The organism is Rothia sp. HSID18069 (genome assembly GCF_003989155.1).
In the GTDB taxonomy this organism is placed as follows: Bacteria; Actinomycetota; Actinomycetes; order Actinomycetales; family Micrococcaceae; genus Rothia; species Rothia aeria.
The window spans coordinates 1,291,260-1,316,757 of sequence record NZ_RBMG01000001.1 but is presented as its reverse complement, the minus strand read 5'-3'; the positions used below and the strand labels follow the sequence as shown (position 1 = coordinate 1,316,757).

Below are 25,498 nucleotides of genomic sequence, written 5' to 3'. Positions count from 1 at the left end.
CTCAGGGGTGCCTAGGCACTAGCCTAGACACCCCTGATATCGGTAGGTCGCAAATTTAAAGTTTATGCGGTGGGCACGTCCTCATCCACCCAGTCGAGGGTGCGCGCCACAGCCTTCTTCCAGAGGCGGTACTGGCGGTCTACCTCGGACTGCTCCATGGCAGGCAGCCACCGCTTATCCTCAGCCCAGTTCTCGACGACGTCTTTCTCGCCGTCCCAGAAACCGACTGCAATACCGGCTGCGTAGGCGGCACCCAACGCGGTAGTCTCAATAACCTTCGGGCGGATCACCGGGACCCCCAGAATATCCGCCTGGAACTGCATCAGGAACTCGTTTGCGGTCATGCCGCCATCCACGCGCAGCTCGGAAAGCTTCACGCCGGAATCGGCGTTCATCGCGTCCAGAACCTCGCGGGTCTGGAAAGCGGTTGCCTCCAGTGCCGCGCGCACAATGTGCGCCTTGTTTACGTAGCGGGTCAAGCCTACAATCACGCCGCGCGCATCGGAACGCCAATGCGGGGCAAACAGGCCCGAGAATGCAGGAACCACATAGCAGCCACCCGAATCCTCAACCGAAGTTGCTAGTGCTTCGGAATCGGAGGCGTTGGTGAGCATGCCCAGGTTATCGCGGAGCCACTGAATCAGCGAACCGCTCATTGCGACCGAGCCCTCTAGCGCGTAGACGGGGTCGGCGTCCCCAATCTTGTATGCCACGGTCGTCAGAAGACCGTTATCTGAGAACACGGGCTCATTTCCGGTGTTCATCAGCATGAAGTTACCGGTACCGTAGGTGTTCTTCGCCATGCCCTTCTCGAAACAAGCCTGCCCGAAGGTTGCCGCCTGCTGATCGCCCAGGATACCGGCAATGGGTGTGCCGCGCATCAGGCCGGTCGGGCGCCCATAACCGTAGATCTCAGAAGAGGACTTAATCTCGGGGAGCATGCTCATGGGAATACCCATATCGGCAGCGATCTGCGGATCCCACTCAAGAGTACGAATGTTCATGAGCAGAGTGCGGGATGCGTTCGTCACGTCAGTCACGTGCACGCCGCCATCAACACCGCCGGTCAGGTTCCACACCACCCAGCTGTCGGTGTTGCCAAAAAGCAGATCACCGCGTTCGGCACGCTCACGAGCGCCGGGAACATTATCGAGAATCCACTTAATCTTGGGTCCTGAGAAGTAGGTTGAAAGATTCAGGCCCACAACATCGTGGTACTTGCCCACACCGTCATCGCCAGCGAGCTCATCAACAACTTCTTGGGTGCGGGTGTCCTGCCAGACAATTGCGTTATAGACCGGCTCACCAGTGTTCTTATCCCACACCACCGTGGTCTCACGCTGATTGGTGATGCCTACTGCGGCAATCTCGTGATGGTTTACCTCACCGTTTGCCATCGCCATTGCAACGGCTTTACGCACGTTATCCCAAATCTCAGCGGGGTTGTGTTCAACCCAACCTGCCTTGGGGAAAATCTGCTCGTGCTCAAGCTGACCCACAGAAACGATCTTGCCCGCCTTATCGAAAAGGATAGCCCGGGAGCTGGTGGTGCCCTGGTCGATAGACATAATGTACTTGCGCTCAACATTCAGGGTGGCGCTGTGTAGGGGGTTAGTCATAGTGATTTCCTCACTGTTGTGGGAGACAGGCGGCCTGAAATACGCCAAACCTGTTATCTGACACGGAATAAAACTTTTAGGAGTAGAAACGGCAGAGGATACGCCGCCCGTCTCTTACATAACGGTGCCGGGCGGCGTATCACGCCTTAACAATTAGAGCGCCAACAGCGCCGGAACAATCAGGCCAGCGAGCACACCACCGATGGTGGGGCCAAGCACCGGCACCCAGGAGTACGACCAGTTAGAGCCGCCCTTGCCGCGGATCGGGAGCACAAAGTGGGCGAAACGCGGGGCCAAGTCACGTGCCGGGTTAATGGCATACCCGGTTGCACCACCAAGGCTCATACCAATCACAACCACCACTAGGGCCACACCCAGCGGGCCAATCTGCGCGGGGGTCTTGCCCGAGGCAATAATCCACCCTACCAGCACGAACGTACCGAGGATCTCCGTCACCAGGTTCCAGCCGTATGACTTAATAGCGGGGCCGGTTGCGAAGATACCTAGGCGGTCGCCTTTCTCCTCATCAAAGTGTTTTTTGTACGCGAGGAAAGCCGCCACAGCACCGCAGAACCCGCCGAGCATCTGCCCGGCAATATAGATCGCAATATTAGTAGCTGAAGCGGGTACATTCTCGGCAAGGTCACGCCCGGCTGAGGCCAGGCCGAGAGTCACAGCAGGGTTGAGATGGGCGCCCGAAGGGAAAGACAGGTACACGGCGGTGAACACTGCAAGACCCCAGCCAAAGGTAATAACAACCCAGCCAGCGTTCTTAGCGTATGACTTGGGCAGGTTGACTGCGGCGCACACACCAGCACCAAGCAGAATCAGGATGAATGTCCCGAAAAATTCAGAGACAAACAAGCCTAACGTGTTGGCCTTACCGGCGGTATCCGCAAGGGCGCTACCGCCATCTGCGAGAAGCGTGCCGACGGCGGCAGCTAGAGGAATTGACATAATTATCCTTTCAGCACTGCATTGTGAACTTCACATAACTATACGGGCAGCTAAAAACCTGCGGCAGTTAGCTGTGGTGCACATTGAGCGTGCGGCGGGGGGCCACCGGCTCAACGGCCTCAATCTTAGCGGATGCTTCGGCGTCGGTCGAGGCTGTCTCTGCCTGACGAATAGCCGCTACACGGGCCGCGTAGAGATCGAATTCTTTTTGGGCTTGTTCCGGTGACCAACCGAGTTCGGAACGCATAATCTCAAGAATCTCGGGGGCCGCAGCCAACCCGCGATCACGCTGTTCAAGGTCAAGACGCACGCGGCGAACCAGTACATCTTCCAGGTGCAGGGCACCTTCGTAGCGAACAGCGAATACAACGTCGGCCCGCAGGAACTGTGGTGCGTGTTTAAGAGGCGCACCAAGGTCCGGATCAGCATCAATAAGTGCACCAAGATCCTCAATCTGTGCGCCGTAGCGTTCCAGCAGATGGGTAATACGGTCTTCATCCCAACCATAGCGTTGTGCGTAACGGCCACGGCCGGCCTCAATAGCGCGATACCCATCAGCACCCACCAGTGCGATCGTCTCCGTTACCGATGGACGTTCCTGTGCACGATCACCGAGTGCAAAATCAACCGCATCCGCCGCCATTACACGGTAGGTAGTCAGCTTGCCGCCGGCAATAGCGCTCATACCGGGGGCAACCTCTGTGACAGTATGCTCACGAGACACCTTGGTGGACTGGGCACCATCACCCTTAACCTTCGGCTGCAAGAGAGGACGCAGCCCCGAATAGGTGCCGATGATGTCATCATGGGTCAACGGGTCAGCAATCAGCTTGTTCGCCTGCTCCAGCACGTAATCAATATCTTGACGTGTTGCTACGGGGCGCTCGCGATCCTCGGTATACGGGGTATCGGTCGTACCAATAATCCAGTAACGCTGCCACGGGATAATGAAAAGTACCGATTTTTCGGTCTTTGTGAAAATACCGCTAGTAGCCTGAATACGATCACGCGGCACGACAATGTGAATACCCTTAGACGCGAGTACCTCAAGGCCGGCATCCGGGTTCGCCAGAGATTCAGACTCTTCGGTCCAGACTCCGGTGGCGTTAATAATGTGCTTGGCTTTGACCGTGAGTTCCTGTCCGCTTTCAAGATCGGCCAGTCGCGCACCTACCACCTTGCCAGAGGTGTCTTTATCAATACCCACCACCTGGGTACGTGAGGCAGCCAGGGCACCATAACCGCTGGCGGTGCGAACAACATCAACAACTAGGCGGGCATCATCTACGCGTGCATCATAGAACTGAATAGCGCCGGTAAATGCAGAATCTTTGATATCGGGGAAAACCGTTTTAGTGCCCTTCTTCGTGAAGTGACGCTGCGAAGGAACTCCCTTTTTGCCGCGCGAACCAATGTACGCGAGGGTATCGTACATGCCAATGCCGATAGCGGAATAGGAGCGCTCAATAACAGGAGTCTTCAATGGCCACAAAAAGGGCTGCGCGTGCACGAGGTGAGGCGCAATTTTCTCGAGCAGCAGACCGCGTTCCTTGAGGGCCTCAGCTACGAGTTTGAAATCCAGGTTGTAGAGGTAGCGTAGACCGCCGTGAATAAGTTTTGAGGACCAGGCGCTGGTACCTGCTGCCCAGTCTCCCGCTTCCACAATCCCTGTACGCAGGCCGCGAGTCGCCGCGTCGAGGGCGATACCGGCACCGGTAATACCGCCGCCAATGACAAGAACGTCGAGTTCGGGTCCTTCCGCCATATCAGCCAGTGCGCGTGCACGAGAGGAAGCGGTGAGGTGAGAAAGTTTATTGAACTGCTGAGAGCCCATTTGTGTTCTAATCCTTTTCTTCAGGGGCGTCTTTGTCGTCTGTGGTTGGGGAGGGAATAGGCCCACCTGTGCCGGGTGGGAACCGGCGCCAAAGCCAGCAAACTGTGTGCTTACACCGTTTTGAGGTTGCACTCAGTAAAACCTGGTGGTGAAATATTTACCAAGTATTATGAACGGATTTTCATGCGGGGGAGGGTGCATGTGAACGGACGAATCAATCAAGCCTATGAGGCCGCACAACTGTATTACGTACAAGATATGACTATGGACGGTATCGCTAATCGGCTTGGGGTTTCCCGCGCTACCGTCTCACGACTTCTCAAAAGCGCTCGTGAAACTGGCATGGTGCAGATTCGTCTGGATGATTCTTTCCGGGTTCGCAGCGAACTTGAGCGGCGCATTAGCGAACGATATAAGACCCGTGTAAGCCTAGTAAACACTCGGGCGGATGCTACACCTATCGCGGTGATGGGACAGGTGGCCCGTACTGCCGCCCAGCTTCTAGACTCTTTGATTGACGACGGAACAAGTGTTGGGGTGGCATGGGGTGCGACCGTCACTGAGGTGTCTCGGCATCTGCCGCGCCGCCCCCTCAATGGGGTAAAAATAGTGCAGCTCAACGGAGCGGGAAACGCCCACCACACCGGAATACCGTACCTGGACACCCTGCTGGGACGACTTGTTACAGCCTATGACGCATATATAGTGCATTTCCCCGTTCCAGCGTTTTTTGACTATGCCGACACGAAAGACGCTATGTGGCGGGAAAGGAGCGTGCAGGCAACTCTGCGGGCCCAACGCAAGGTTGACGTGGCGCTCTTTGGTATTGGTGCTTTCGGTGGGGCAATCCCATCGCATGTGTACTCTGGCGGGTATTTCGATGCTGCCGCGCAACGTACACTGCGTGAGCAGGGGGTGGTGGGGGATATATGTACCATCCTGTTGCGAGAAGACGGCTCGTGGAAAGATCTGGAGATGAACCGCCGGGCCTCTGGCCCCACTCCGACAGAGCTAACTCATATTCCGCGTAGGTTGTGTGTGGCATCTGGGGTGCATCGGGCAGCTGTGCTGCGGGCAGCATTGCGCACGGGGGCCATCACTGACCTGGTGCTGGATGAGCAGTTGGGGCGGGCCCTCATTGAGAAGTAAGAGCGAGGGCGTTTCGGTGTGGAGGGCAGCTGCTAAGAGTCGAACGCTTCACTCACCGCATACCGCATGGCTTCACGTACCATGGCAAGGGCGGGGGTTGTGACCGCATCGGCGCGTACCGCGGTAAAAATACTGCGGTAGGGGGCTCCCGGCAGATCCACTACCCGTAACCCTTCAGAGTTGGAGAGTGAAGCGAGAATAAAGCCGGGCACAATACTGGCGACAAAACCGGCACGTACCAAGTTCACGTTAGTGATCATGTCGTTGGCGCTGTATCGGATCTCGGGTTCGAACCCGGCGGCTCGGCATTGGTTGACGGCCCACCGGCGGGAGGTATTTTCTTCCCTTTCAAGAACCCACGGGATGTGTCGTGCCTCGTGTAGGGAGCGGATGGGGGAGTCTGCTGGAACGATGAGGCTCAGAGGGTCTTCAACCAGCAGCTCGGAGTGAAGTTCGGGGTATTCAGGGATGTAATGGTGTGGGTAGGATTCGGCGATTACCATGTCGTATTCGCGGCTTCTGGTCATTGAGATGCCGGTTTCCGGATCGATCTGAAGAACCTGCAGCACTAGACGTGGGGCATGGTCGTGAAGGTAGGCGAGGGTGCGTGGCAATAAGGCGAATGATGCGGACTGGAAAATTGCTAGACGTACAGTTCCGGCTGGCTCTCCGGCGAGGGTGGCTACGCTGGTTTGCATACGGTCCACTTCCCGCAGAATACGTCGGGCTGTTTCGATGACTACTAGCCCGGCGCTGGTAAGCTGCACACGCCTGCCTACGCGTTGGAGCAGGGCGGTTCCTGCTTCTTTTTCGAGGTTAGTGATCTGCTGGGAGACAGCTGATGGGGTGAGATTAAGTGCATGCGCGGCAGAGATGATGGTGCCTCGCTCATGGATTTCAAGGAGCATCTGCATGCGGCGGATGTCGTACATGGCTGTCTTTCTGCTGGGTGAGGTGGGGCTGCGGCGTCTCTACTATGATTTCAAGATTAGTATATAGAGATTAGCCTCACATCTACTCTGGGGTGATGAGTCCCACTATTTTGGGGTGTTTGGGGGAGTAAAGTAAGCGGCTGAAACCTCCTGCACTCCTGAGATGTGGCGGATTTTCGGGAGAAAATGATGCCACGGCAATTATTTAGAAATTTTAAACAATATATGGCATAAACATTTATTTTTTCTAATGAGGTATTTCCCACCCTTTTGTGGTGAAATAGAGACATCATTAAGCTTCGTGCGCATCGCGCGCACCGTAGTTAGTTAGGAGTCAAGGATGACGCATCCTTTCGCATCTGAGCACTACCAGAACATGGCGGACGAGGCTCGTAAGCTCGTCCGTCAGTGGGTCACTGAGGCGCAGAACGAGAAATCAACCTTTGCCGCTGAGCAACTCGCTGGCGTGCTCAAGGATCCGAATGGTCTGCCTTTTACTGTCGGTTTTGTCGACGGCGTGATCCGCCCCGAAGACGATAATGTCTCGGGTCGTAACCTCTCCCATATTGCATCTCTTGTTCCTTCCTTCCTGCCGTGGTATATGAAGTCCGCTGTTGGTATCGGCGGTAAGATGGCGGGTAAGCTCGCCTGGCCGACCGTTCCCGTAGCACGCCGAGTGCTCCGCGAGATGGTTGGGCACCTGATCGTTGATGCCTCCGATGAGAAGCTTGGTGGCGCAATTGCAGAGCTCACTAAGACTGGCAACCGCCTAAACGTGAACCTTCTGGGTGAGGCTGTGCTGGGTGATAATGAAGCAGAACACCGCCTTTCCGAGACCAAGCGACTGTTGGCACGTGACGACGTTGATTATGTCTCCATTAAGGTATCGGCTGTCTCCGGCCCGCACCAGCACTGGGCGTTTGACGAAGTTGTTAATGAATCAGTCCGCCGCCTGACCCCGCTGTACGAACTGGCTGCCTCCACCAGCCCCACCAAGTTCATTAACCTGGACATGGAGGAGTACAAGGATCTGGACATGACCATTGACGTGTTCACCAAGATCCTGGATCAGCCGCAGCTGAAGAACCTCGAAGCGGGTATCGTGCTGCAGGCGTACCTGCCTGATACTCTTGCCGCTATGATCCGCTTGCAGGAGTGGGCTGCACGCCGCGTTGAGAACGGTGGCGCAGGTATTAAGGTTCGCCTCGTTAAGGGCGCCAACCTCTCCATGGAGATTGTTGAAGGTGTGATGCACGGTTGGCCCGTCACCACCTGGGACACCAAGCAGGCAGCGGATACTAACTACAAGCGTATCCTTGATTACGCCCTGCGCCCCGAACATGCCAAGAACATCCGCTTGGGTGTTGCTGGCCATAACCTCTTCGATGTGGCGTTTGCACTGCTGCTGGCTGAGGACCGCGGCGTTGCCGACCGTGTCGAATTTGAGATGCTGATCGGTATGGCCGAGCAGCAAGCAAAGGTTATTCAGAAGCGTGTGGGCCACCTGCTGCTGTACACCCCCGTGGTAAACCCCAAGGAATTCGATGTTGCTATCGCCTACCTGATCCGTCGTCTGGAAGAAAACGCATCAAGCGAGAACTTCATGTCGGGCATCTTTGACCTGGCAACTGACGAGGCTATCTTCAAGCGTGAGGAAGAACGCTTCCTGCGCTCACTGAACTCTGTCACTGACGAGATTCCCTCCGCTAAGCGTACCCAGGACCGTTCCCACGAGAACGCTGAGAACGTCTTCGTCCCGGCAGGCCGCTTCGAGAACACCCCCGATACCGACCCCTCACTGGCAGGTAACCGTGCATGGGGTCGTGCGATCCTTGAGCGTTCCAAGAGCACCCAGTTGGGTATTGACATCCTCAAGGAGAATGAGCTGACCTCTGTTGCTGAGGCGGAGGCACTTATTGAGGAGACCGAGCAGGCTGGCAAGGCTTGGGGTCGTCTCTCCGGTGCTGAGCGGGCTAAGATTCTGCGCCACGTGGGTAAGGGTATTGCTCTGCACCGTGCAGACCTGCTGGAGGTTATGGCTGCCGAAGCTGGCAAGACTCTTGAGCAGGGTGATACCGAGGTATCTGAGGCTATCGACTTTGCGTACTACTATGCAATGCTGGCTGAGGACCTCGATAAGATGGACGGTGCTCGGGCCAAGTCTGTAGACCTGACCCTGGTCGTTCCGCCGTGGAACTTCCCGACTGCTATTCCCGCCGGTGGTGTGCTTGCCGGTTTGGCCGCAGGTTCTGCTGTTATCTTCAAGCCCGCGACCATTACCGCCCGCACCGGTGCTCTGATTGCAGATATTATGTGGGACGCTGGCGTGCCGAAGGAAGTTCTGAAGCTTGTCAAGGTTGTTGACCGTGAGGCAGGTAAGGTACTCATTTCCCACCCCGAGGTGGATCGTCTGATTCTTACCGGCGGCTACGAGACCGCTGAGCTGTTCCGCTCCTGGCGCGATGACCTGCCGCTGTTCGGTGAGACCTCAGGTAAGAACTCCATTATTGTTACCCCGAACGCTGACATCGACTTGGCTGTGAAGGACGTCGTATACTCGGCGTTCGGCCACGCAGGTCAGAAGTGCTCTGCCGGTTCAACTGTTATCCTGGTTGGTTCCGTGGCTCAGTCTGAGCGGTTCCGTCGTCAGCTGCTTGACTCCGTGAACTCCCTGCACGTGGCGCACCCGCAGGACATTGAGTCTCAGATGGGCCCGGTGGCGCAGAAGCCTGAGGAGAAGCTACTCCGCGGTCTGACCACCCTTGGTCCGGGTGAGCGTTGGCTGATTCAGCCTAAGGAACTGGATGAGACCGGCCGCCTGTGGAGCCCCGGCGTTCGTGAAGGCGTCAAGCCTGGCTCTGAGTACCATATGACCGAGTACTTCGGTCCGATCCTGGGTATTATGACTGCTGACACCCTTGAAGAGGCTATTGAGCTGCAGAACGCTCCCGACTACGGCCTGACTGCTGGTCTGCACTCGCTTGATGCTGATGACCTTGAGCTGTGGCTCTCCAAGGTGCAGGCGGGTAACGTATACGTGAACCGTGGTATCACCGGTGCAATTGTTCGCCGCCAGCCCTTCGGTGGCTGGAAGAAGTCTACCGTCGGTTCCGGTACCAAAGCTGGTGGCCCCAACTACCTGGTCGCACTTACCGACTGGGAGCCGGATCACGCAACCGCTACTACCGTTCCGCAGTCTGTGGCGGTACGCGAGGTATTGGCCACTGCTGAGGGCGCTAGCCTGTGCGGCGCAAAGGACTTCGAGTTCATTAAGCGCTCGGCATCCTCCGACGCTCACGCTTGGGAGACTGAGTTTGGTTACGGCCACGATCCCTCGAAGCTGGGTGTTGAGCGTAATATTCTGCGCTATCTACCCACTCAGGTGCTGGTGCGTGCCGATGAGTCGGCACCTGCGGCAGAGGTCGTACGTGTTGTACTGGCTGGTTTGGCAGCCGGTGCCCCGATCGCTCTGTCAACTGCACGGGATCTGCCGGTCGCCGTCCGCGGTGTGCTGGAGAACAAGGGCGTGAAGTACTCGATCGAGTCTGATGAAGCATGGCGTAACTGGCTCAAGTCCAACGCTAAGACCCCAGTTCGTGCCCTGGCTGGCACCCCTCTGGAAGGTACTCGTATCCGCTACATTGGTAGCGATGTAAAGTCCGTGTACACCGCTCTGGGTGGCCGCCCGGACGTGGCTGTGTACTTCCAGTCGGTAACCGAAGCCGGGCGTATCGAGATGCTGCCGTTCCTGCGTGAGCAGGCCGTCTCGATTACCGCACACCGTTTCGGTAACCCGAACCCCTTCTCTGAGAAGGTCATTGCTTCTCGCTAGAAGCTGTAGGTAACTCATAGGATGCGCCTTGCCTCCTTCGTGGAGGTGGGGCGCATCCGCCTTTAAAACAGCCTCGTCATACTGGTAATCAACGTGCTCTCGGTTACGTTATATGCGATAATCTAAGGTATATCGTGCGCGTTCCCCACGGCGCGAACGTGGCTCGCGTGGCTCACGCGGCCTGCAAGGAACACAGTGAAAGGAAACCACCGTTATGAGCAATGTTCCCGCAGAACTTTTGTACACCTCCGACCACGAGTGGGTTTCGGCTCTCACCGATGAGGGCACCGTTCGTATTGGCATTACCGACCACGCACAGGACGCTCTGGGCGACGTCGTGTATGTTGATCTTCCCTCGGAAGGCGATACTGTCGAAGCTAACGATTCTTTCGGCGAGATTGAATCCACTAAGTCCGTTTCGGATGTGCTTGCCCCGGTTGCTGGCGAGGTTGTGGCCGTTAACGAGGCTGTGAACGACGATTCGTCCTTGGTCAACAGCGACCCTTACGGGGAGGGTTGGCTTGTTGAGCTGCGCCCTGCAAACGCTGATGATCTCTCTGGTTTGCTCTCTGCTGAGGCTTACAAAGCAGAGTTGGACTAGGGTGAGTACGATGGTTTAAGCCCTCGATTCAAAAATGAGAGCTTAATCTCGGTTGCAGCGAATTTGTAGAGGTGCTGGTGAGTTTTGAACTTGCCAGCACCTTCGTTTTTCAAGCAGGGTAGGTTCCCCTTAGTTCGGCGTTATTTCACGGGTAAAACGGTGTATTGGCTTCAACCCCGGCTTCATATTCGGGCGTTGAGGGGGCTAATTGGTATTCTTTCTCCCAGCGCTTAATAAAGTACTTTCTCCGTAAAAAATCATAAAATTTACCCAGAATCTTCGGGAGAAATGGCATTCTCTCGCTTAAAGCTATAAGATTGAACAGCAGGTTAAGTGTTTATCATTTCGTGATAATTCACGAAGGCCTGCTCTCACACTCAAACACAGGCGCTAAATAGCTGGCTACCGTGCAAGCCTCCCGGTCATGTACGTGTCAGGCGCTGGGGTACCTTGAGCGTACCCCAGCGTGTATTTAGCGAAAATCTATAAACCCGAAAGTTGTTCTCATGAGCTCACTCATTGATGAAAACCTCGCAAGGGCCGAGGCTCTCGTAGAAAGCGTCGGGCGTGGCGAAAACAGCCGCGACCCCCGCGACATTAAAAGCCGTACCATCGGTCAGGTTCTTAGTCAGCTAGACCTGGACTTCCCCGGCATTAGCGCTTCGAAGATTCGTTTCCTCGAAGAACGCGGACTGGTGTACCCCAAGCGTACTGACACTGGGTACCGCAAGTACTCCCAGACCGATATTGAACGCCTGCGGTACATCCTCACCATGCAGCGTGACTACTATATGCCCCTGAAGGTCATCCGCCAGCACCTTGACGACCTTGAAGCCGGACGCGCTATTAACGCAATCCCTGCGCCAGTCTCTGACGAGGTGCTGGACCAAGTACTCGGATCCTCCGATAACGCAAGCCGTAAGTACACCCTGCGCGAGCTGGCAGAGTACTCAGGGGCCTCAACCGAACTTATTGATGACCTGGTTGAATACGGCCTGATCGAGGCTAAGGACGGCGAATACACCGAGTATGATGTGCTGACCGCCCGCACCAGTGCTGAACTGACTCAGCACGGTATTCAGCCCCGTCACCTGCGTTCCTTCAAGTCTGCTGCAGAACGCGAGATTTCTCTGGTAGAAATCGCGGTAGCTCCACTGGCTTCCCGCCGCGACCCTTCATCGCAGTCTCAGGCTCAGGAGCGTGCGGATAAGATCCGCAAGCTGTGCCTGCAGCTGCATGCGACTCTGGTCGAATCGGCAATGCCCAGTTACGAATAATTCGGCATTATCGAAAACACTCTGTTATTCCGGCACCGGGACCGGGACGGGGCGTTTTCCCCAGAATCCGAGACACAATCAATAACCCCGCCGATGGGTTTATAGTGGATTCACTCACTCAGCATGAGGATGCGCGCCTCGCCCACTGGGCGAGGCGCGCATCCTCATTTAAGTTATAAAATTTTTTGCTGAAATACGTTCTTATTTAGGTGCGTTGTCCCGTGCAAACGTATCCTTCAGCCGGTACGATAGCTAAGTAGGATTCTCATGGTGCATGTCCTAACCGGACGGCCCCACCTCGTACCCTCACCGTGGGGAGAACGTAAGAGAACACAAAGAATAGGAAGTAACCTCAGTGGCGCAGCAATCCAGCCGTGGGCAGAACGCGAAAGGCACCGCATCCGCTGCGGATGCAGCAGACTCTACCCTTTCGCACCCGATGGATCAGCCGCTTGAAGGGTTCGGCTCTCTTTTTCCCACAACGCCACCTCCGCGAGGAGAACAGGGGGTGCTTTTCGCAGACCCTCTGTCCCTGGTAGATGAGAACCTGGGGTATCGCGGGTCGGTAGCCCGCAAAGCGGCGGGTATAAGCTACCGCCAGCTGGATTATTGGGCGCGCACCGAGCTAGTGGTCCCCACAGTTCGTTCAGCCTCCGGGTCTGGTACCCAACGTCTCTATAGTTTTAGGGACGTGTTGGTGCTTAAGATCGTAAAGCACCTGCTTGATACTGGTGTTTCCCTCCAGCAGATCCGTACCTCCATAGAGCACTTACGCACCCGAGGCGTGGAAGACCTGGCGGGAGTGACCCTTATGAGTGATGGCACAACAGTATATGAGTGCACATCCCCGAGCGAAGTGATCGACCTGGTACAGGCGGGGCAGGGTGTGTTCGGTATCGCCATTGGCCGTGTCTGGCGTGAGATTGAGCAGAACCTTAACGGCGAGCCGGGAGAAGACACCCTCGGCGGGGCGCATGAGCACGTAGACCAGTTGGCGGCTAGACGTGCCCGCAAGGCCGGGAACTAAGTCCCGGCCCTGCCTTGCAGGCTGCCCTAACCCACGATACAAGAGGCGGCAGGGAGGCAGTCCCTGAGAAAGAAACCTACACACTAGCAGGTACCCATAGTATTTTTGAATCGTGGGTTTCAAGCGTACCCTGCAAAAAGCCTCACCATTCGGTGAGGGTGCAGTTATTTCGCTAGAATAAGTTGTAAGCACTCATTCATTGGAATACTCAACGGAAATATACTCTCAATGCCTAGAATCGTCAGTATCAGTAGCCTCAAAGGCGGCGTAGGCAAAACTTCCATAACACTCGGTTTGGCATCTGCCGCGCTACATGGTGGGCTCAAGACCCTCGTAATAGACCTTGATCCACACGCAGACGCCAGCACAGGGTTGGACGTTGCCCCTACCACCCCCGATATTGCCTCCATCATGGATGGAGACGATGAGGACGCGTTCACGGCCTCAGTCGGCCCATCTGGGTGGAACCGCCACGCCGGTGCCACTACGCTCTTAACCAGCCACCCCGCCACTACCGGCGAGATACAGGTGGCGCGCGGCTCTGCCCGGTCAATCCTCTTCGATACCCGGCAGCATGTCTCCTACAGTGAGCGGGTGCGGAAACTTATCCGCGCGACTGACGCTACCTACGATCTGGTGCTCATTGACTGCCCTCCTTTTATGGGAACCCTCACCTCGGTGGGGTGGGCTGCCAGCCAGCGGATACTTTCTATCGCGGAACCTTCCCTTTTTTCGGTTGCCGGAACCGAACGCACGCTACGCGGTATCGCCCGTTTTAAGGACAATAACGAACAAGATATTGAGGGGGTTGCGGTCATCATTAATAGGATGCGCCCTAACGACCCTGAGCACCTGTACCGCCGCGAAGAAATGCGTACCCTCTTCGGTGGTCTCGTGGTTGAGCCAACCCTGTGGGAAAGCTCAGCGGTGCAACGAGCCCAAGGCGCGGCTTTTCCTATCCATTACTGGCCCGATGAGGAAGCCGTGGACCCGGCAACCCGTTTCACCCGCCTGCTCACGGGGCTTGTCGCCGCCCTGTAGCCGTTGGATATGAAAGAGCCGCAGAAAGTAAAGGACTTCTTCATGCCGCAGAACAGCAACTCGCCGCAGCACCCAAACGAACATACTCTACACTCAAACCAGGATGATCTGGGGCCCACTATAGTGTGTGCACCGTTCGCCGGGTACCTGACTCTGCTCGTGGGTCAGGGCGAGCATGTGGACGCGGGACAGAAGCTCGCTATCGTCGAAGCCCTTAAAGTGGAAACTCTGGTAACGGCTCGGACGCACGGTCGGGTTGGGCGTATTACCCACACCGATGGCTCATACGTAACTGGCGGGCAGCTGCTACTGACTATAGTGCCGGAATAAAACCTAAGTCCCCGTGTTATAGCTACCGTTAGAATGATACGAAGGGCACCTGAGGCCCTAGAAACTGGCAAACCAGAGAACCGGCAGGCCCGGGACCACCACATGATAAAGGTAGGAGCGCATGAGCATTAAAGACCTCGAAGTCATTGACGGGGTGGCACAGTACGACCTTGTAGTGATCGGCTCTGGGTCGGGCAATAGCATTATTGGACCCGAGTGGGATGATAAGACAGTCGCCATTATTGACGGCGGTATATTTGGCGGCACCTGCCTAAACGTGGGGTGTATCCCCACAAAAATGTTTGTGTATCCGGCCACCGTGGCAGTTAAAACGCAAGAAGTTGCTGAGCTTGGCGTTGAAGCATCCGTGCAAAACATTTCGTGGCAGAACATGCGCGACCGCATTTTCCCACACCGAATCGATAAGATTTCTGAGGCTGGCCGCCAATGGCGTGCTAACCTGCCGAACGTTGACTTCTACCCAGAGTATGCGCACTTTACCGGCCGGCACACCCTGCAGACTGCATCGGGCCGGAAGGTCCACGGTAAGCAGGTGGTTATCGCCGCCGGTTCACGCGCCACGCGCCCTGACGTGCCCGGAATTAACCTGCCGCAGGTGCTCACAAATGATACCGTGATGCGCATGGAACACCTACCGCAGCGTATGGTGGTGCTTGGCGGCGGGGTAGTGGCCGCAGAGTTCGCACATGTTTTCTCAGCGCTGGGCGTTGAGGTAACCCAGGCGAACCGGTCAGCCCGCCTGCTGCGCGGCGTGGATGAGGAGGTTGTGAACCGTTTCGCCCAAGCCGCATCTCAACAGTGGAATCTGCTGCTGGAGCACGCTCTCATCGAGATCCGTCAAAACGATGACGACTCAGTAACCGTGGTTCTTGAGAACGACGGCGAACTAGTTGATGTGGTTGCCGATAAGGTGCTGGTGGCTACGGGACGGCGTCCAAATAGTGATAGCCTGCATGCTGAGAAGTTCTTTGACGTAGATGCCCGCGGCCTTATTGGTGTGGACGAGTATCAGCGGGTACTGTACAACGGCGCCCCCGTTGAAGGCGTTTTTGCTCTGGGGGATATCTCCTCCCCATATCAGCTTAAACATGTTGCTAACCACGAGGCGCGCATCGTGCAGCATAACCTGTCCCACCCGAACGAGCTACGCGCCAGCGACCACCGCTTTGTGCCCGCGGCTGTGTTCAGCCACCCGCAGCTGGCGTATGTGGGCCTCACCGAGGAGCAGGCGCGTGCCGCCGGTGAACGTGAAGGCTTTGAGGTGACCGTTAAAAGCCAGGAGTTTGGGGATACCGCCTATGGCTGGGCGATGGAGGATAAAGTGGGGCTGTGCAAGCTGATCGCCCGTAAAGACACCGGTCAGCTGCTGGGGGCGGCGCTGGTGGGCGAGGAGTCATCCGTGCTCATTCAGCCGCTCATTCAAGCGATGAGCTTCGGGCTGGGGGTGCGCGAGATGGCCCGCGGCCAGTACTGGATTCACCCCGCACTGACTGAAGTTGTTGAGAACGCTCTGCTGGGGCTTGAAATCAACGCATAGCTATAGCTGCAAAATATGCCGCAGGGCAAGTTTTCCCGGTTTGAGGAGACTCGGTGGGAAAGCCTGCCCTGCGGCATGCATCTTCTGGGAAACATATACCTGGCAGCCGTCAGCGCACATTGCGTACATGCGGCACCCGACTGTTCCGGCCCAAGGCCGAACTTATTGCTCGTGGGAGCGAGAAGTGTCATCTTCTGCTGCTTCGATCACAGCGGTATCCTTGGGGCCGTCAGAGGTCACAGCAGTCGCCTCAACCTGCTCGGTACTTTCGGTTTTCTGCGCTCGCGCAGCCTGATACCCCTGCAGCCTCTCACTGGCCTGCTCCCTGAGCTCCTCAATGCGTTCGCTGGCCTGCTCCGCGTATTCGTGCAGTTTCTCGGACGCCTGCTCTTTTATCTCCTGCAGCCGCTCTAGACGCACACCCATATCGCCGGAGACCCGGCTGTACATATCGTCCACATATGCGGAGAAATCTTTCAGAATCTTTGAGCGTTTAAGCTTCTGCGATGGCGTCAGGTAACCGTCGGCTTCCGTCAGGTCTTTGTTCATGATGCGAAATTCACGCACTGCCTCTGCCCGAGACACCAGCAGGTTTGCCTCGTCAATAAACATCTGCACTGCCTCACGCACCTTCGGGTGCACCGCTGCCTCGGGGATGCTCATGGCACGCGGTAATCCCAGGTGTTCCAGCTGCTCCGGCAGCGTATCCGGGTCAAGCGTCACCAGCGCGGCAATAAACGGTTTCTGGTCTCCCACCAGCATTGCTTGAGATACCAAGGGGGAGGTGCGGATGTGATCTTCCGCCACGGACGGTACCACATTCTTACCGCCCGCAGTCACAATAATTTCTTTCTTGCGGCCCACAATTGTCAGGTTGCCGCGTTCATCAAAGCGGGCCAGGTCCCCGGTTTTAAACCAGCCGTCTTCAGTAAATGCGGTGGCGTCTTCCTGAGGGTTCTTATAGTATCCATCGATCACACCCACGCCGCGCACCTGCAGTTCGCCGTCTTCGGCAATACGCCCCTGCGCTCCCGGTAAGAGCGGGCCGATGGCCCCGATCTGGAACTCGCTAATACGCCCCGCTGCAATCGGCGCGCAAGTCTCCGTGAGACCGTACCCTTCAACCACCCGGATACCTACAGCGTGGAAGAAGTGGCCTAGAGTATCGGATAGCGGGCCACCGCCCGAGACGGCGTACTTTAGCTGCCCGCCCATCGCCGCTCGCAGCTTCGCGTACACGAGCCTATCGTAGAACGTGTACTGGGCCGCCAACGCGAGGGGAACCCGCCCGGAAATTTTAGCGCGCGACCACTCAACAGCAACCTTCACTGAGCGGTCAAATAGGGCTTTGTTGAGTGTTCCGCCTTTAGCTGCTTTAGCCTTCGCCCCCTCATAGATTTTCTCAAACACGCGGGGCACTACCAGCAGCATAGTCGGTTTAAAACTGTCCAGATCGGCAGCGAGGTTTTTAATATTGGGGGAGTGCCCAATCTGTACGCCCGCGTCCATCGCCAATATCTGAATCAGCCTGGCGAGCACATGCGCCAACGGCAGAAAAATAATAGAGGAATTATGGGGATTCGCAATCTCTGGTTCCGCCAGTTTGGTGTTTACGCTCAGGTTCAGGAAATGCCCGTGTGTTAGCGGGCACCCCTTCGGCCTGCCGGTGGTACCTGAGGTGTACACAATAGTTGCCAGGGAGCTGCAGGTGGCGGTGTCACGTGCCGTATACACTGCTTCTTCCGGCACGTTGAGCCCAGCCGTAATGAGTGCATCCAGGGCCCCGTTATTAATAACCCAGGTGTTTTCAAGGTGCAACGGCTCAATGCTGTTTGCCTGTTCGATAACACCAGCCAGCTTATCGTCCTCAACGAAAACTGCTTTCGCTTCGGAGTGAGAAAGAGCCCACGCCGCCTGGGCGGGCGCGCTCGTCTCATATACGGGAACAGAGACGGCTCCCGCATACCAGATAGCGAAGTCAATGAGAGTCCATTCGAACCGGGTGCGGCTCATAATGCCGATACGATCTCCGGGAACAATACCGGAGGCGATCAGCCCTTTAGCCACCGCTACCACCATGGCCCGAAATTCGCGGGCCCGCACCGGCTGCCAATTCCCCGGTGACATCTGCCAGCGATACAACAACGGGTTGGTAGTGTCAGCGCAACGGCGTTCTAAGATGCTGGTGATATTCAGCTGCGGGTCGCACATTACCTCTGCTGGAACAGAGAAAACCTTCATGAGTTACGCCTTCCACGCCCTAGCTTAAGGACTGTACAAATTTGTGTGTGAATTCTTTAACAAGCTCGGCATCGTAATCAAGGGTCGCCACATGGTAGCTACGGGTGAGCCATTTAAATTCTACCGATGCCGAGACATGTTGCAGAAAATAGTGGTGTGACGCGTCAGTAACGGTGTGGTCTGATACGGAGCGCAAGTACAGTACAGGTGCATGCAGTTTCGGCAGTAGCTCGCGGGTTTCTACCCCCAGCAGGTGTAGCTGCCGGATAGACGCGGTGGGAGTGCGTGCATATGCCCCTTCATCTACACCCGGCACGGCAATATCGGACCCTATTGAGCGCATTACCGGCAGCACTGGTGCCACCCGGTGGGCAATGCGCATGAGCGGGTTGACATCAACAAAGAACGGGTTAATAAGCACTGTGCCAGCAACCGGGCGGCGTGCCGCAAGGTGCGCGGCAAGGCATCCACCCATAGACATACCGATAACAATTACTCGATATCCCGCACCAGTGAGCCGCTCGTACGCCTGCTCAACACTATCTATCCAATCGGTGTAGTGGGTGACTGCCATATCACGCCAGTGAGTTCCGTGGCCGGGTAAGCGGGGTAACTCCACCGGGTACCCTTTCTCTGCTAAATACGCTGCTAACGGGTGCAAGCTGTGCGGAGAGCCTGTGAACCCGTGCACGATGAGGATACCTAAGTCACCCGCATACTTTTTGGGGTCTGCGGGGGACGACAGCGGTTCGTGGTTAAAGTCCGGCTGCTGCGCAGGCACCCCACCTGTCTGTTGCCTCTCGTGTACTTTGCGGCGTATCCGACGCACTGGCTCTAACGAGTTCTCAAAAATATTCATACATCCCCCAGGAAGCTGTGTAACCCCACACTTAATATCTAGCACTATTATTGCTTTCAAGGTGAGATAAAAACTCACGCTATTGAGCTGTGAGCGTGATTTCGTGCGATTCACAGGTAACTGGCAGGTGAAAATGGGCTGTATAACACCCAATGGACCCCCTGGTACCCGGCTACAATCTACTAGGAAGGCACTCGCCCCTCCGATGACGCACACCGGTGTGAATTAATCGAACCGTGCCGCGTTCAATAACCGGAAACACTCCAGGAGAAAACTGTGGTCACACACCCCGCCACAACACCCGTATATGCGGTACTTAAAGCAATAAGCGACCCCACTGTCCGGCGGATCTGGCCGCATGAAGTCATAGGTGCTGAAAACATGCCCAATGGTCCAGCCATTATTGCCAGTAACCACTTAGCCTTCTGCGATTCGGTGTTTATTCCGCTTGCGGTTAAACCCACCGTAAATTTCTTAGCGAAAAGCGACTATTTCACTACCCCCGGCTTTAAAGGGCGTGCAATGGCAGCTTTCTTCCGCAGCGTGGGCCAGCTTCCTATGGATCGTTCGGGTGGGGAGAAAAGCAGGGCTTCTTTAGAAGCGGGTCTAAAGGTACTTCGTGCAGGGGGAGTGCTCGGCATCTACCCTGAAGGAACCCGCAGTCCTGACGGACGCTACTACCGCCCTAAAATTGGGGTGGCGCGTCTTGCGCTGGAATCTGGTGCACCCGTGGTACCTGTGGGTCAGCTGGGCACCGACCTAATACAGCCAGCCGGGACGAACAGGCCACGTTTTCGGCATAATGGGAAACCCATTACGGTACGCACTATTATTGGTAAACCGTTGGAGTTCGCACATTTGCAGGATAAAGCTAATGACCACGCCACGCTCAGGGCTGTGACCGATCAGATTACTGAGGCTATTCGCGCCCTCTCGGGGCAGCAGTACGTGCCTGTGCCCGCCGACAAAGTTAAACGGCTCATGGCGGCTCATGGGTGGAGCGCCCAAACCGCAGTAGCTAGTCTTCTCACACACTAACAGCCACATTTTGGTTGTACGGGCCGCTTTGTGGCGTGTGATTTCACGCAGCGAGGTAAAAACATGACCGCTCCGTACCGTCTTGCCCATAGCGGGAGTACAATAACGTAGTACTGCCTCATGGTTTTAACTATGGGGTACCGCAACCGCAGACAACCCAACCTGAGTGATAGAGCGAGACAACATACATGAGCAACACGATTCGCCCGCAACAGCCCAGCGACCATGGGCTGGATATTTGGCGCACCCTTAACGCTGACCAGCAGCCTACCTGGGCGGATCATCCCGACTACACGCCCACAGTGGCAGAACTCGAAAAGCTGCCCCCGCTGGTCTTTGCGGGGGAAGTAGACTCAATGCGCCACCAACTTGCTGAAGTCGCTGAAGGTCGCGCTTTTCTGCTTCAGGGCGGAGACTGCGCCGAAACGTTCGCGGGAGCCACCGCCGATAAAATTTCAGGCCGTGTTCGCACCATCCTACAGATGGCAGCGGTACTGACCTACGGGGCCTCTATGCCTGTGGTTAAGATGGGCCGCATTGCCGGGCAGTTCTCTAAACCCCGCTCCTCGGATGTGGAAACCCGTGATGGTGTTACCCTGCCTTCGTTCCGTGGAGAAACCGTTAACGGTCATGAGTTCACAGCAGAGGCGCGCACTCACGACCCCAAGCGGATGCTGCGCGGGTACCACACCTCCTCGGCAACCCTGAACCTGGTGCGGGCTTTCACGAAGGGCGGTTTTGCCGATCTGCGTTCCGTACACCAGTGGAACCGCGGGTTTACCGAAAACCCTGCGCATGCCCGCTATGAAGAAACTGCGCGTGAAATAGGCCGTGCCCTCAAATTTATGGAAGCCTGCGGAGTGGACTTTAACGCATTGACCACCACCGACCTGTACGTGGGCCACGAGGCACTGGTGCTTGATTTTGAACGTGCCCTCACACGCATCGATTCGCGTACCCACCAACCGTATGACACGTCCGCACACTTTTTGTGGATTGGCGAACGCACCCGAGGAATTAACGACGCCCACGTAGACTTCCTCTCTAAGGTGCGTAACCCCATCGGTGTTAAGCTGGGCCCCGGCACCACCACCGATGACGCACTAGCTCTTATCGACAAGCTCGACCCTGAACGGGAGCCCGGTCGTCTTACTTTTATCACCCGCATGGGGGCAAAGAACATTCGTGAAAAACTTCCCGCTCTCGTTGAGGGGGTTAATGCATCCGGGGCGAAGGTCGTGTGGGTTACCGACCCCATGCACGGCAACACTATATCGGTTCCATCGGGGATTAAAACTCGCCGGTTTGACGATATCCTGGATGAGGTGCGCGGCTTCTTTGAGGTGCATGAGTCCCTGGGCTCTTTCCCCGGTGGCATCCACGTTGAAATGACTGGGGATGACGTCACCGAGTGTTTGGGCGGCTCAGACCCCGTGGATGAGGCAGCACTGGCTAACCGCTACGAATCGCTGTGCGATCCGCGACTGAACCATTCACAGTCTCTGGAGATCGCATTCTTGGTATCTGAGTACCTGAAGAGCCAGTACGTGCGCCAATTGGGTAATACTATGCGTTAAGCACACCCACATAAACGTATGATGAGGCCGATGAGCCGTCCTAAAGAGGGCAGCGCATCGGCCTTAAAACATATGAGGTGTGGGGGATTAGAGCCCACCAAACATTTGTGACAGGTTAGCCCACCACGTGCTCTGTAATACCGACTGGGCCAGCAGCCACCCCACGAACCCTGCCAAAACTAGAGCCACCAAGAGTACGACCACTCCCGTCACTACTGTAAACGGCGATGGTGGCGGACCTAGCCGTTCAGCAGGGAGCCTCCTGTTACGGGGGAAAGGACGCGGGCCGGGCCGCGCTTGCGGATGCGATGCTGGCCTGCGCTGTGGGGAACGGTTAGGGCCCGGTGGGGTGCGTGGAAGTCCAAAGACATTATTCGGGGAACGCTGAGCAAGCTCTGGGCGCAGCGCGCCATAGTGCATCCGCGCCGAGGAACCGTCCAAGGACCGCTGGCCGCTCAGGGGGATATCGCCACGCGCTAAGGCAGGGTTTACCGGCCGGGTTTCAGGGCCGATACCGATCGAGAGCGGAACGTATTCTTCCATGGGCAGCACAGGTTTTGCGGCCTGGGCCCGCCGGTTAGTGTCCACCAGCAGATCCTCAGCACGGCCAATACCACTGATGGGGCTGTTGTGCACCATCTGGGCCAACCCCGTAGTCTCAGCGATGTGTTCCACAGCCTCCCATAGCGGAACTTCAGGTTCCTCCACGAGGGGAGTGCGCCAGGCAAGCTCTTCCTCGCTCATGTGGGCCGTCACATCCCGCAGATCGGTTAGAACTTCAAGCGCGTTCTCTGGACGGTCTTCAGGCTGCTGACGGGTACACCAGCTAATGAGCCCCGCAAGCCCTGGATCTAGGCCGGGAGCAGCCTCCGCGACGGGCGGGATTTCGACGTTTGCATTGTAACGGTGAACCTCGCTGCTGTTGGCGATGCCATCAAACGGCAGATGCCCGGCGAACATGAGGTACATCATCACGCCCAAGGCAAAAATATCGGCGGGTGCACCCGTCTGCTGGCCTTTGACCAGTTCCGGTGCGGCGTATGCGGGGGTGCCCATAATCTCACCGGTGAGCGCCTGGTCGTCGCGGCGCGTCAACCCGAAGTCTGCCAGTTTTACCGTTTCGGTCACATCCAACAAAATATTGCCGGGTTTAATATCGCTGTGTACCAGCCGTCGCGCATGAGCCTCAGACAGTCCCTCCACTACCGGCAGCAGAATTTGCAGGGCTTCCCCCACAGAGAGGGCACCGCGCTCCCGCAGCAGCTGGCCTAGAGTACACCCGTGCACGTACTCCATGACAATGTACCGTAGCTTCTGCCCGCGTACCGTCTGTTCACCTGAGGAAAGCACGCCGATCACATGTCCGCCGCCCATCTGCCGTAGCGATGACTCTTCACTGTAAAACTTGCGCTGATTCTCGGGTGAAGCGGCAAGTTCAGGTTTCAGAATTTTAATAGCCACCGGGGAATCGTTGAGCCATGTGTCGGTCGCGTAGTACACTTCGGCCATACCGCCGCCAGCAATGAGCGGGCCAGCCAAGTAGTGTTCATCGAAGATGATGCCGTTTAACCAGTCACGCCCCCGCGTCGCAGAACTCGCGGGGGAAGAAGACGGTGTTGAAGATGGGGGAGGATTCATCATCTACGATTCTAGGGGATATGTGGTGCCCATGCCGCATGGACAACTCTCACTGAGCAAAGATACAGCGGATTCATAGGTAAAGAGGGGAAAACCGGCCAAGTAATAGAGCCCGGACTACACACCATAACAGAACCGGCAATAATGGCGGCGTATAAGTAGGCAAAATTGGGGAGATTCTGGCACTCTTAAAAGGTGAGTAGCGAAAAAACTGTACAGACCTTTGCCCTTGTAGGTGACTGGGTCACTATTCCCGATATTGCCGAGGCACTTGATTTGAAAGTTACTCGAGTGCACAACCTTATCTCAGATGGCACTCTTGTAGCCCTGCGCGAACCAGACACGAATGTGCGTAAAGTACCCGCGCTTTTTCTCAACGGCGATCATGTGCTCGAATCTCTCAAAGGCACCTTAGTAGTGCTCAAAGACGCTGGTTTTAGCGACGAGGAAGCCATCACCTGGCTCTACACTGCGGATGATTCTCTGCCGGGACGTCCCATTGATGCGCTCATTAACGGGCAGAAGACGGAAATCCGCCGCCGCGCACAGGCCTTAGCCTGGTAAAACCCAAGTCCGATAAAACCGCGCGCCGTTGAGTACTTGGGCGCTTTTCTCAAACTAGTGACGGTGGAGGGGCCACCCGCATGATGGAGTGGTCCCCTCCACCTTTTACAGTTACGCGGCTCGATGCAGCGCTTTTGCTGCAATAGCTTCTAAGGCTTCCCGTACCTGCTCCGGTACCGGTAAAGCAGCCAGCGCCGTATCAATGGCAGCAGACTTGCGGGCAATGAGTTCCTCAAGCTGCGCCACTGCACCACAAGAAAGCATGAGACCACGCACCCGCTGAACATCGTGAACATCTAGGTTCGGGTTCCCCAAGCATGTCTCAAGCAGGGACCGTCCCGCCTGATCCGCATTCTTTTCCGTAAGTGCCACCAGTACGGTGCGTTTTCCTTCCCGAATATCATCCCCGGCAGGTTTTCCAGTGGTTTCAGGCTCACCGAACACCCCCAGCTGATCATCACGCAGCTGAAAGCCTTCACCCAGGGGTAAGCCGAAGCTGTGGTACGCATTAAGAATGGGGTGGTGCTGGTTCTGCTGTGCATCAAGGGCTAGAGCGCCGCCAAGAGTCAGCGGGTGCTCGCATGAATATTTGGCTGACTTATAACGGATCACGTTCTGGGCACGCTGTAGTGCCGCATCATAATCTTCGGAATCGATGACTTCCGAGAGCACATCCAGGTATTGCCCGGCCATGACTTCGGTGCGCATCGTATCGAAAACAGTTCGTGCGGTGCGGTCTGGTAGGGAGCCCACCCCCGTGCGCGCAAACATTGTCTCCGACCACGATAGGCACAGATCTCCGGCGATAATACCCCCCGTAAGACCATAGTTAAAAGTATCGCCGCGCCAGGCACTACTTTTATGCTGGTTCTCAAAACGCTTGTGCACAGCGGGTGCTCCACGCCGAGTATCGGAACGGTCAATAATATCGTCGTGGATGAGCGCAGCGGATTGAAACAGTTCAATGGCCACCCCTATACGCACCACCGACAGGGGCTTTGGGTCCTCAAGAATACTCACCCCACCTGCGCCGCGCCATCCCCAGTAGCTCAGTAGCGCACGCAGCCTTTTACCACCTGTGGAGAGCGCTTCAATGGCTGCTAACAGGCTGAGTGCATCTGGTGAAATATTGGAGAGCATCTCGCGCTGTTGGGTAAAAAAACGCGCCATTTCGGCCTCAACCTCTTGCAGATATGCCTGCTGTTCGGCCTGAATTTGCGTTTCAAACGCGCTCTGCGTAGCCATTGTTGCTCCCGTCGATATATATCTGGCGGTGGTCGATACCCATCTAGCTTATGCTATCTCCCATAATTCGCGGTATTTTCGCGTGGGGCTAGCCAACTCGATTTTTTATAGAACAAGAATACTATATAGAATATATATGCTATTATGGGGTGGTGGGAGGCTGAAGATACATCAAAGCT

General features: G+C 56.3%; 19 protein-coding genes. 11 read left to right on the top strand and 8 right to left on the bottom strand.

Annotated elements, in window-relative coordinates; all coding sequences use genetic code 11:
* Positions 1 to 62: 62 nt before the first annotated feature.
* The 3 genes from glpK to D8M41_RS05685 all read right to left on the bottom strand — a co-directional run bounded on the left by glpK (position 63) and on the right by D8M41_RS05685 (position 4,410).
* Entirely contained in the window at positions 63 to 1,619 is a 1,557-nt protein-coding gene (gene glpK, locus D8M41_RS05695; RefSeq protein ID WP_006887873.1) for a glycerol kinase GlpK, read from the bottom strand.
* A gap of 153 nt (positions 1,620 to 1,772) precedes the next feature.
* Positions 1,773 to 2,576: an MIP/aquaporin family protein gene (locus D8M41_RS05690; protein ID WP_006887879.1), complete on the bottom strand. Its 804-nt coding sequence runs from the start codon at positions 2,574 to 2,576 to the stop codon at positions 1,773 to 1,775.
* Between the two features lie 67 nt (positions 2,577 to 2,643).
* Entirely contained in the window at positions 2,644 to 4,410 is a 1,767-nt protein-coding gene (locus D8M41_RS05685; protein ID WP_006887852.1) for a glycerol-3-phosphate dehydrogenase/oxidase, read from the bottom strand.
* Between the two features lie 201 nt (positions 4,411 to 4,611).
* Between D8M41_RS05685 and D8M41_RS05680 the strand changes: the two genes are divergently transcribed.
* A complete protein-coding gene (locus D8M41_RS05680; RefSeq protein WP_006887875.1) occupies positions 4,612 to 5,559 on the top strand; it encodes a sugar-binding transcriptional regulator in 948 nt (315 codons plus the stop codon).
* A gap of 32 nt (positions 5,560 to 5,591) precedes the next feature.
* Here D8M41_RS05680 and D8M41_RS05675 read toward each other — a convergent pair whose 3' ends face one another.
* Positions 5,592 to 6,491: a LysR family transcriptional regulator gene (locus tag D8M41_RS05675; RefSeq protein ID WP_006887886.1), complete on the bottom strand. Its 900-nt coding sequence runs from the start codon at positions 6,489 to 6,491 to the stop codon at positions 5,592 to 5,594.
* 340 nt (positions 6,492 to 6,831) lie between these two features.
* Here D8M41_RS05675 and D8M41_RS05670 point away from each other — a divergent pair, with 340 nt between their 5' ends.
* From D8M41_RS05670 to D8M41_RS05640, 7 genes are all read left to right on the top strand, one after another.
* A complete protein-coding gene (locus D8M41_RS05670) occupies positions 6,832 to 10,323 on the top strand; it encodes a bifunctional proline dehydrogenase/L-glutamate gamma-semialdehyde dehydrogenase (protein ID WP_006887871.1) in 3,492 nt (1,163 codons plus the stop codon).
* Positions 10,324 to 10,537: 214 nt separating this feature from the next.
* Positions 10,538 to 10,924, top strand: a complete 387-nt coding sequence (gcvH, locus tag D8M41_RS05665) for a glycine cleavage system protein GcvH (protein WP_006887859.1) — start codon at positions 10,538 to 10,540, stop codon at positions 10,922 to 10,924.
* Positions 10,925 to 11,430: 506 nt separating this feature from the next.
* Entirely contained in the window at positions 11,431 to 12,201 is a 771-nt protein-coding gene (gene ftsR / locus D8M41_RS05660) for a transcriptional regulator FtsR (protein WP_006887865.1), read from the top strand.
* Between the two features lie 439 nt (positions 12,202 to 12,640).
* Positions 12,641 to 13,228, top strand: coding sequence for a MerR family transcriptional regulator (locus D8M41_RS05655; RefSeq protein WP_037235747.1), 588 nt, complete (start codon positions 12,641 to 12,643; stop codon positions 13,226 to 13,228).
* 228 nt (positions 13,229 to 13,456) lie between these two features.
* On the top strand, positions 13,457 to 14,269 hold the full coding sequence (locus tag D8M41_RS05650; protein ID WP_006888854.1) for a ParA family protein: 813 nt from the start codon (positions 13,457 to 13,459) through the stop codon (positions 14,267 to 14,269).
* A 42-nt stretch (positions 14,270 to 14,311) separates the two neighbouring features.
* Entirely contained in the window at positions 14,312 to 14,599 is a 288-nt protein-coding gene (locus tag D8M41_RS05645) for an acetyl-CoA carboxylase biotin carboxyl carrier protein subunit (RefSeq protein WP_051122121.1), read from the top strand.
* A 121-nt stretch (positions 14,600 to 14,720) separates the two neighbouring features.
* Entirely contained in the window at positions 14,721 to 16,157 is a 1,437-nt protein-coding gene (locus D8M41_RS05640; RefSeq protein WP_006888907.1) for a mycothione reductase, read from the top strand.
* 162 nt (positions 16,158 to 16,319) lie between these two features.
* Here the strand turns inward: D8M41_RS05640 and D8M41_RS05635 are convergent, their stop codons facing one another.
* Together D8M41_RS05635 and D8M41_RS05630 are read right to left on the bottom strand one after the other, a co-directional pair.
* Positions 16,320 to 18,398, bottom strand: coding sequence for an AMP-dependent synthetase/ligase (locus D8M41_RS05635; protein WP_126926544.1), 2,079 nt, complete (start codon positions 18,396 to 18,398; stop codon positions 16,320 to 16,322).
* 19 nt (positions 18,399 to 18,417) lie between these two features.
* Entirely contained in the window at positions 18,418 to 19,257 is an 840-nt protein-coding gene (locus D8M41_RS05630) for an alpha/beta hydrolase (RefSeq protein WP_023134578.1), read from the bottom strand.
* Positions 19,258 to 19,533: 276 nt separating this feature from the next.
* On the opposite strand from D8M41_RS05630, the gene D8M41_RS05625 reads away from it, so the two are divergent.
* Positions 19,534 to 20,295, top strand: coding sequence for a lysophospholipid acyltransferase family protein (locus D8M41_RS05625; protein WP_126926543.1), 762 nt, complete (start codon positions 19,534 to 19,536; stop codon positions 20,293 to 20,295).
* 188 nt (positions 20,296 to 20,483) lie between these two features.
* Positions 20,484 to 21,872, top strand: a complete 1,389-nt coding sequence (locus D8M41_RS05620; RefSeq protein WP_023134580.1) for a class II 3-deoxy-7-phosphoheptulonate synthase — start codon at positions 20,484 to 20,486, stop codon at positions 21,870 to 21,872.
* Positions 21,873 to 21,959: 87 nt separating this feature from the next.
* Here D8M41_RS05620 and D8M41_RS05615 read toward each other — a convergent pair whose 3' ends face one another.
* Positions 21,960 to 23,513: a serine/threonine-protein kinase gene (locus tag D8M41_RS05615; protein ID WP_081697431.1), complete on the bottom strand. Its 1,554-nt coding sequence runs from the start codon at positions 23,511 to 23,513 to the stop codon at positions 21,960 to 21,962.
* Positions 23,514 to 23,705: 192 nt separating this feature from the next.
* Between D8M41_RS05615 and D8M41_RS05610 the strand changes: the two genes are divergently transcribed.
* Positions 23,706 to 24,074: an Rv2175c family DNA-binding protein gene (locus D8M41_RS05610; protein WP_006888853.1), complete on the top strand. Its 369-nt coding sequence runs from the start codon at positions 23,706 to 23,708 to the stop codon at positions 24,072 to 24,074.
* Between the two features lie 111 nt (positions 24,075 to 24,185).
* On the opposite strand, the gene D8M41_RS05605 is transcribed toward D8M41_RS05610, so the two are convergent.
* Positions 24,186 to 25,319: a polyprenyl synthetase family protein gene (locus tag D8M41_RS05605; protein WP_126926542.1), complete on the bottom strand. Its 1,134-nt coding sequence runs from the start codon at positions 25,317 to 25,319 to the stop codon at positions 24,186 to 24,188.
* Between the last annotated feature and the right edge of the window lie 179 nt (positions 25,320 to 25,498).

What these genes read in the sequence shown, in the direction of transcription:
- glpK (WP_006887873.1), bottom strand. Translation starts at nt 1,619, where the DNA reads ATGACTAACCCCCTACACAGCGCCACCCTGAATGTTGAGCGCAAGTAC.
- D8M41_RS05690 (WP_006887879.1), bottom strand. Translation starts at nt 2,576, where the DNA reads ATGTCAATTCCTCTAGCTGCCGCCGTCGGCACGCTTCTCGCAGATGGC.
- D8M41_RS05685 (WP_006887852.1), bottom strand. Translation starts at nt 4,410, where the DNA reads ATGGGCTCTCAGCAGTTCAATAAACTTTCTCACCTCACCGCTTCCTCT.
- D8M41_RS05675 (WP_006887886.1), bottom strand. Translation starts at nt 6,491, where the DNA reads ATGTACGACATCCGCCGCATGCAGATGCTCCTTGAAATCCATGAGCGA.
- D8M41_RS05670 (WP_006887871.1), top strand. Translation starts at nt 6,832, where the DNA reads ATGACGCATCCTTTCGCATCTGAGCACTACCAGAACATGGCGGACGAG.
- gcvH (WP_006887859.1), top strand. Translation starts at nt 10,538, where the DNA reads ATGAGCAATGTTCCCGCAGAACTTTTGTACACCTCCGACCACGAGTGG.
- ftsR (WP_006887865.1), top strand. Translation starts at nt 11,431, where the DNA reads ATGAGCTCACTCATTGATGAAAACCTCGCAAGGGCCGAGGCTCTCGTA.
- D8M41_RS05655 (WP_037235747.1), top strand. Translation starts at nt 12,641, where the DNA reads ATGGATCAGCCGCTTGAAGGGTTCGGCTCTCTTTTTCCCACAACGCCA.
- D8M41_RS05650 (WP_006888854.1), top strand. Translation starts at nt 13,457, where the DNA reads ATGCCTAGAATCGTCAGTATCAGTAGCCTCAAAGGCGGCGTAGGCAAA.
- D8M41_RS05645 (WP_051122121.1), top strand. Translation starts at nt 14,312, where the DNA reads ATGCCGCAGAACAGCAACTCGCCGCAGCACCCAAACGAACATACTCTA.
- D8M41_RS05640 (WP_006888907.1), top strand. Translation starts at nt 14,721, where the DNA reads ATGAGCATTAAAGACCTCGAAGTCATTGACGGGGTGGCACAGTACGAC.
- D8M41_RS05635 (WP_126926544.1), bottom strand. Translation starts at nt 18,398, where the DNA reads ATGAAGGTTTTCTCTGTTCCAGCAGAGGTAATGTGCGACCCGCAGCTG.
- D8M41_RS05630 (WP_023134578.1), bottom strand. Translation starts at nt 19,257, where the DNA reads ATGAATATTTTTGAGAACTCGTTAGAGCCAGTGCGTCGGATACGCCGC.
- D8M41_RS05620 (WP_023134580.1), top strand. Translation starts at nt 20,484, where the DNA reads ATGAGCAACACGATTCGCCCGCAACAGCCCAGCGACCATGGGCTGGAT.
- D8M41_RS05615 (WP_081697431.1), bottom strand. Translation starts at nt 23,513, where the DNA reads ATGATGAATCCTCCCCCATCTTCAACACCGTCTTCTTCCCCCGCGAGT.
- D8M41_RS05605 (WP_126926542.1), bottom strand. Translation starts at nt 25,319, where the DNA reads ATGGCTACGCAGAGCGCGTTTGAAACGCAAATTCAGGCCGAACAGCAG.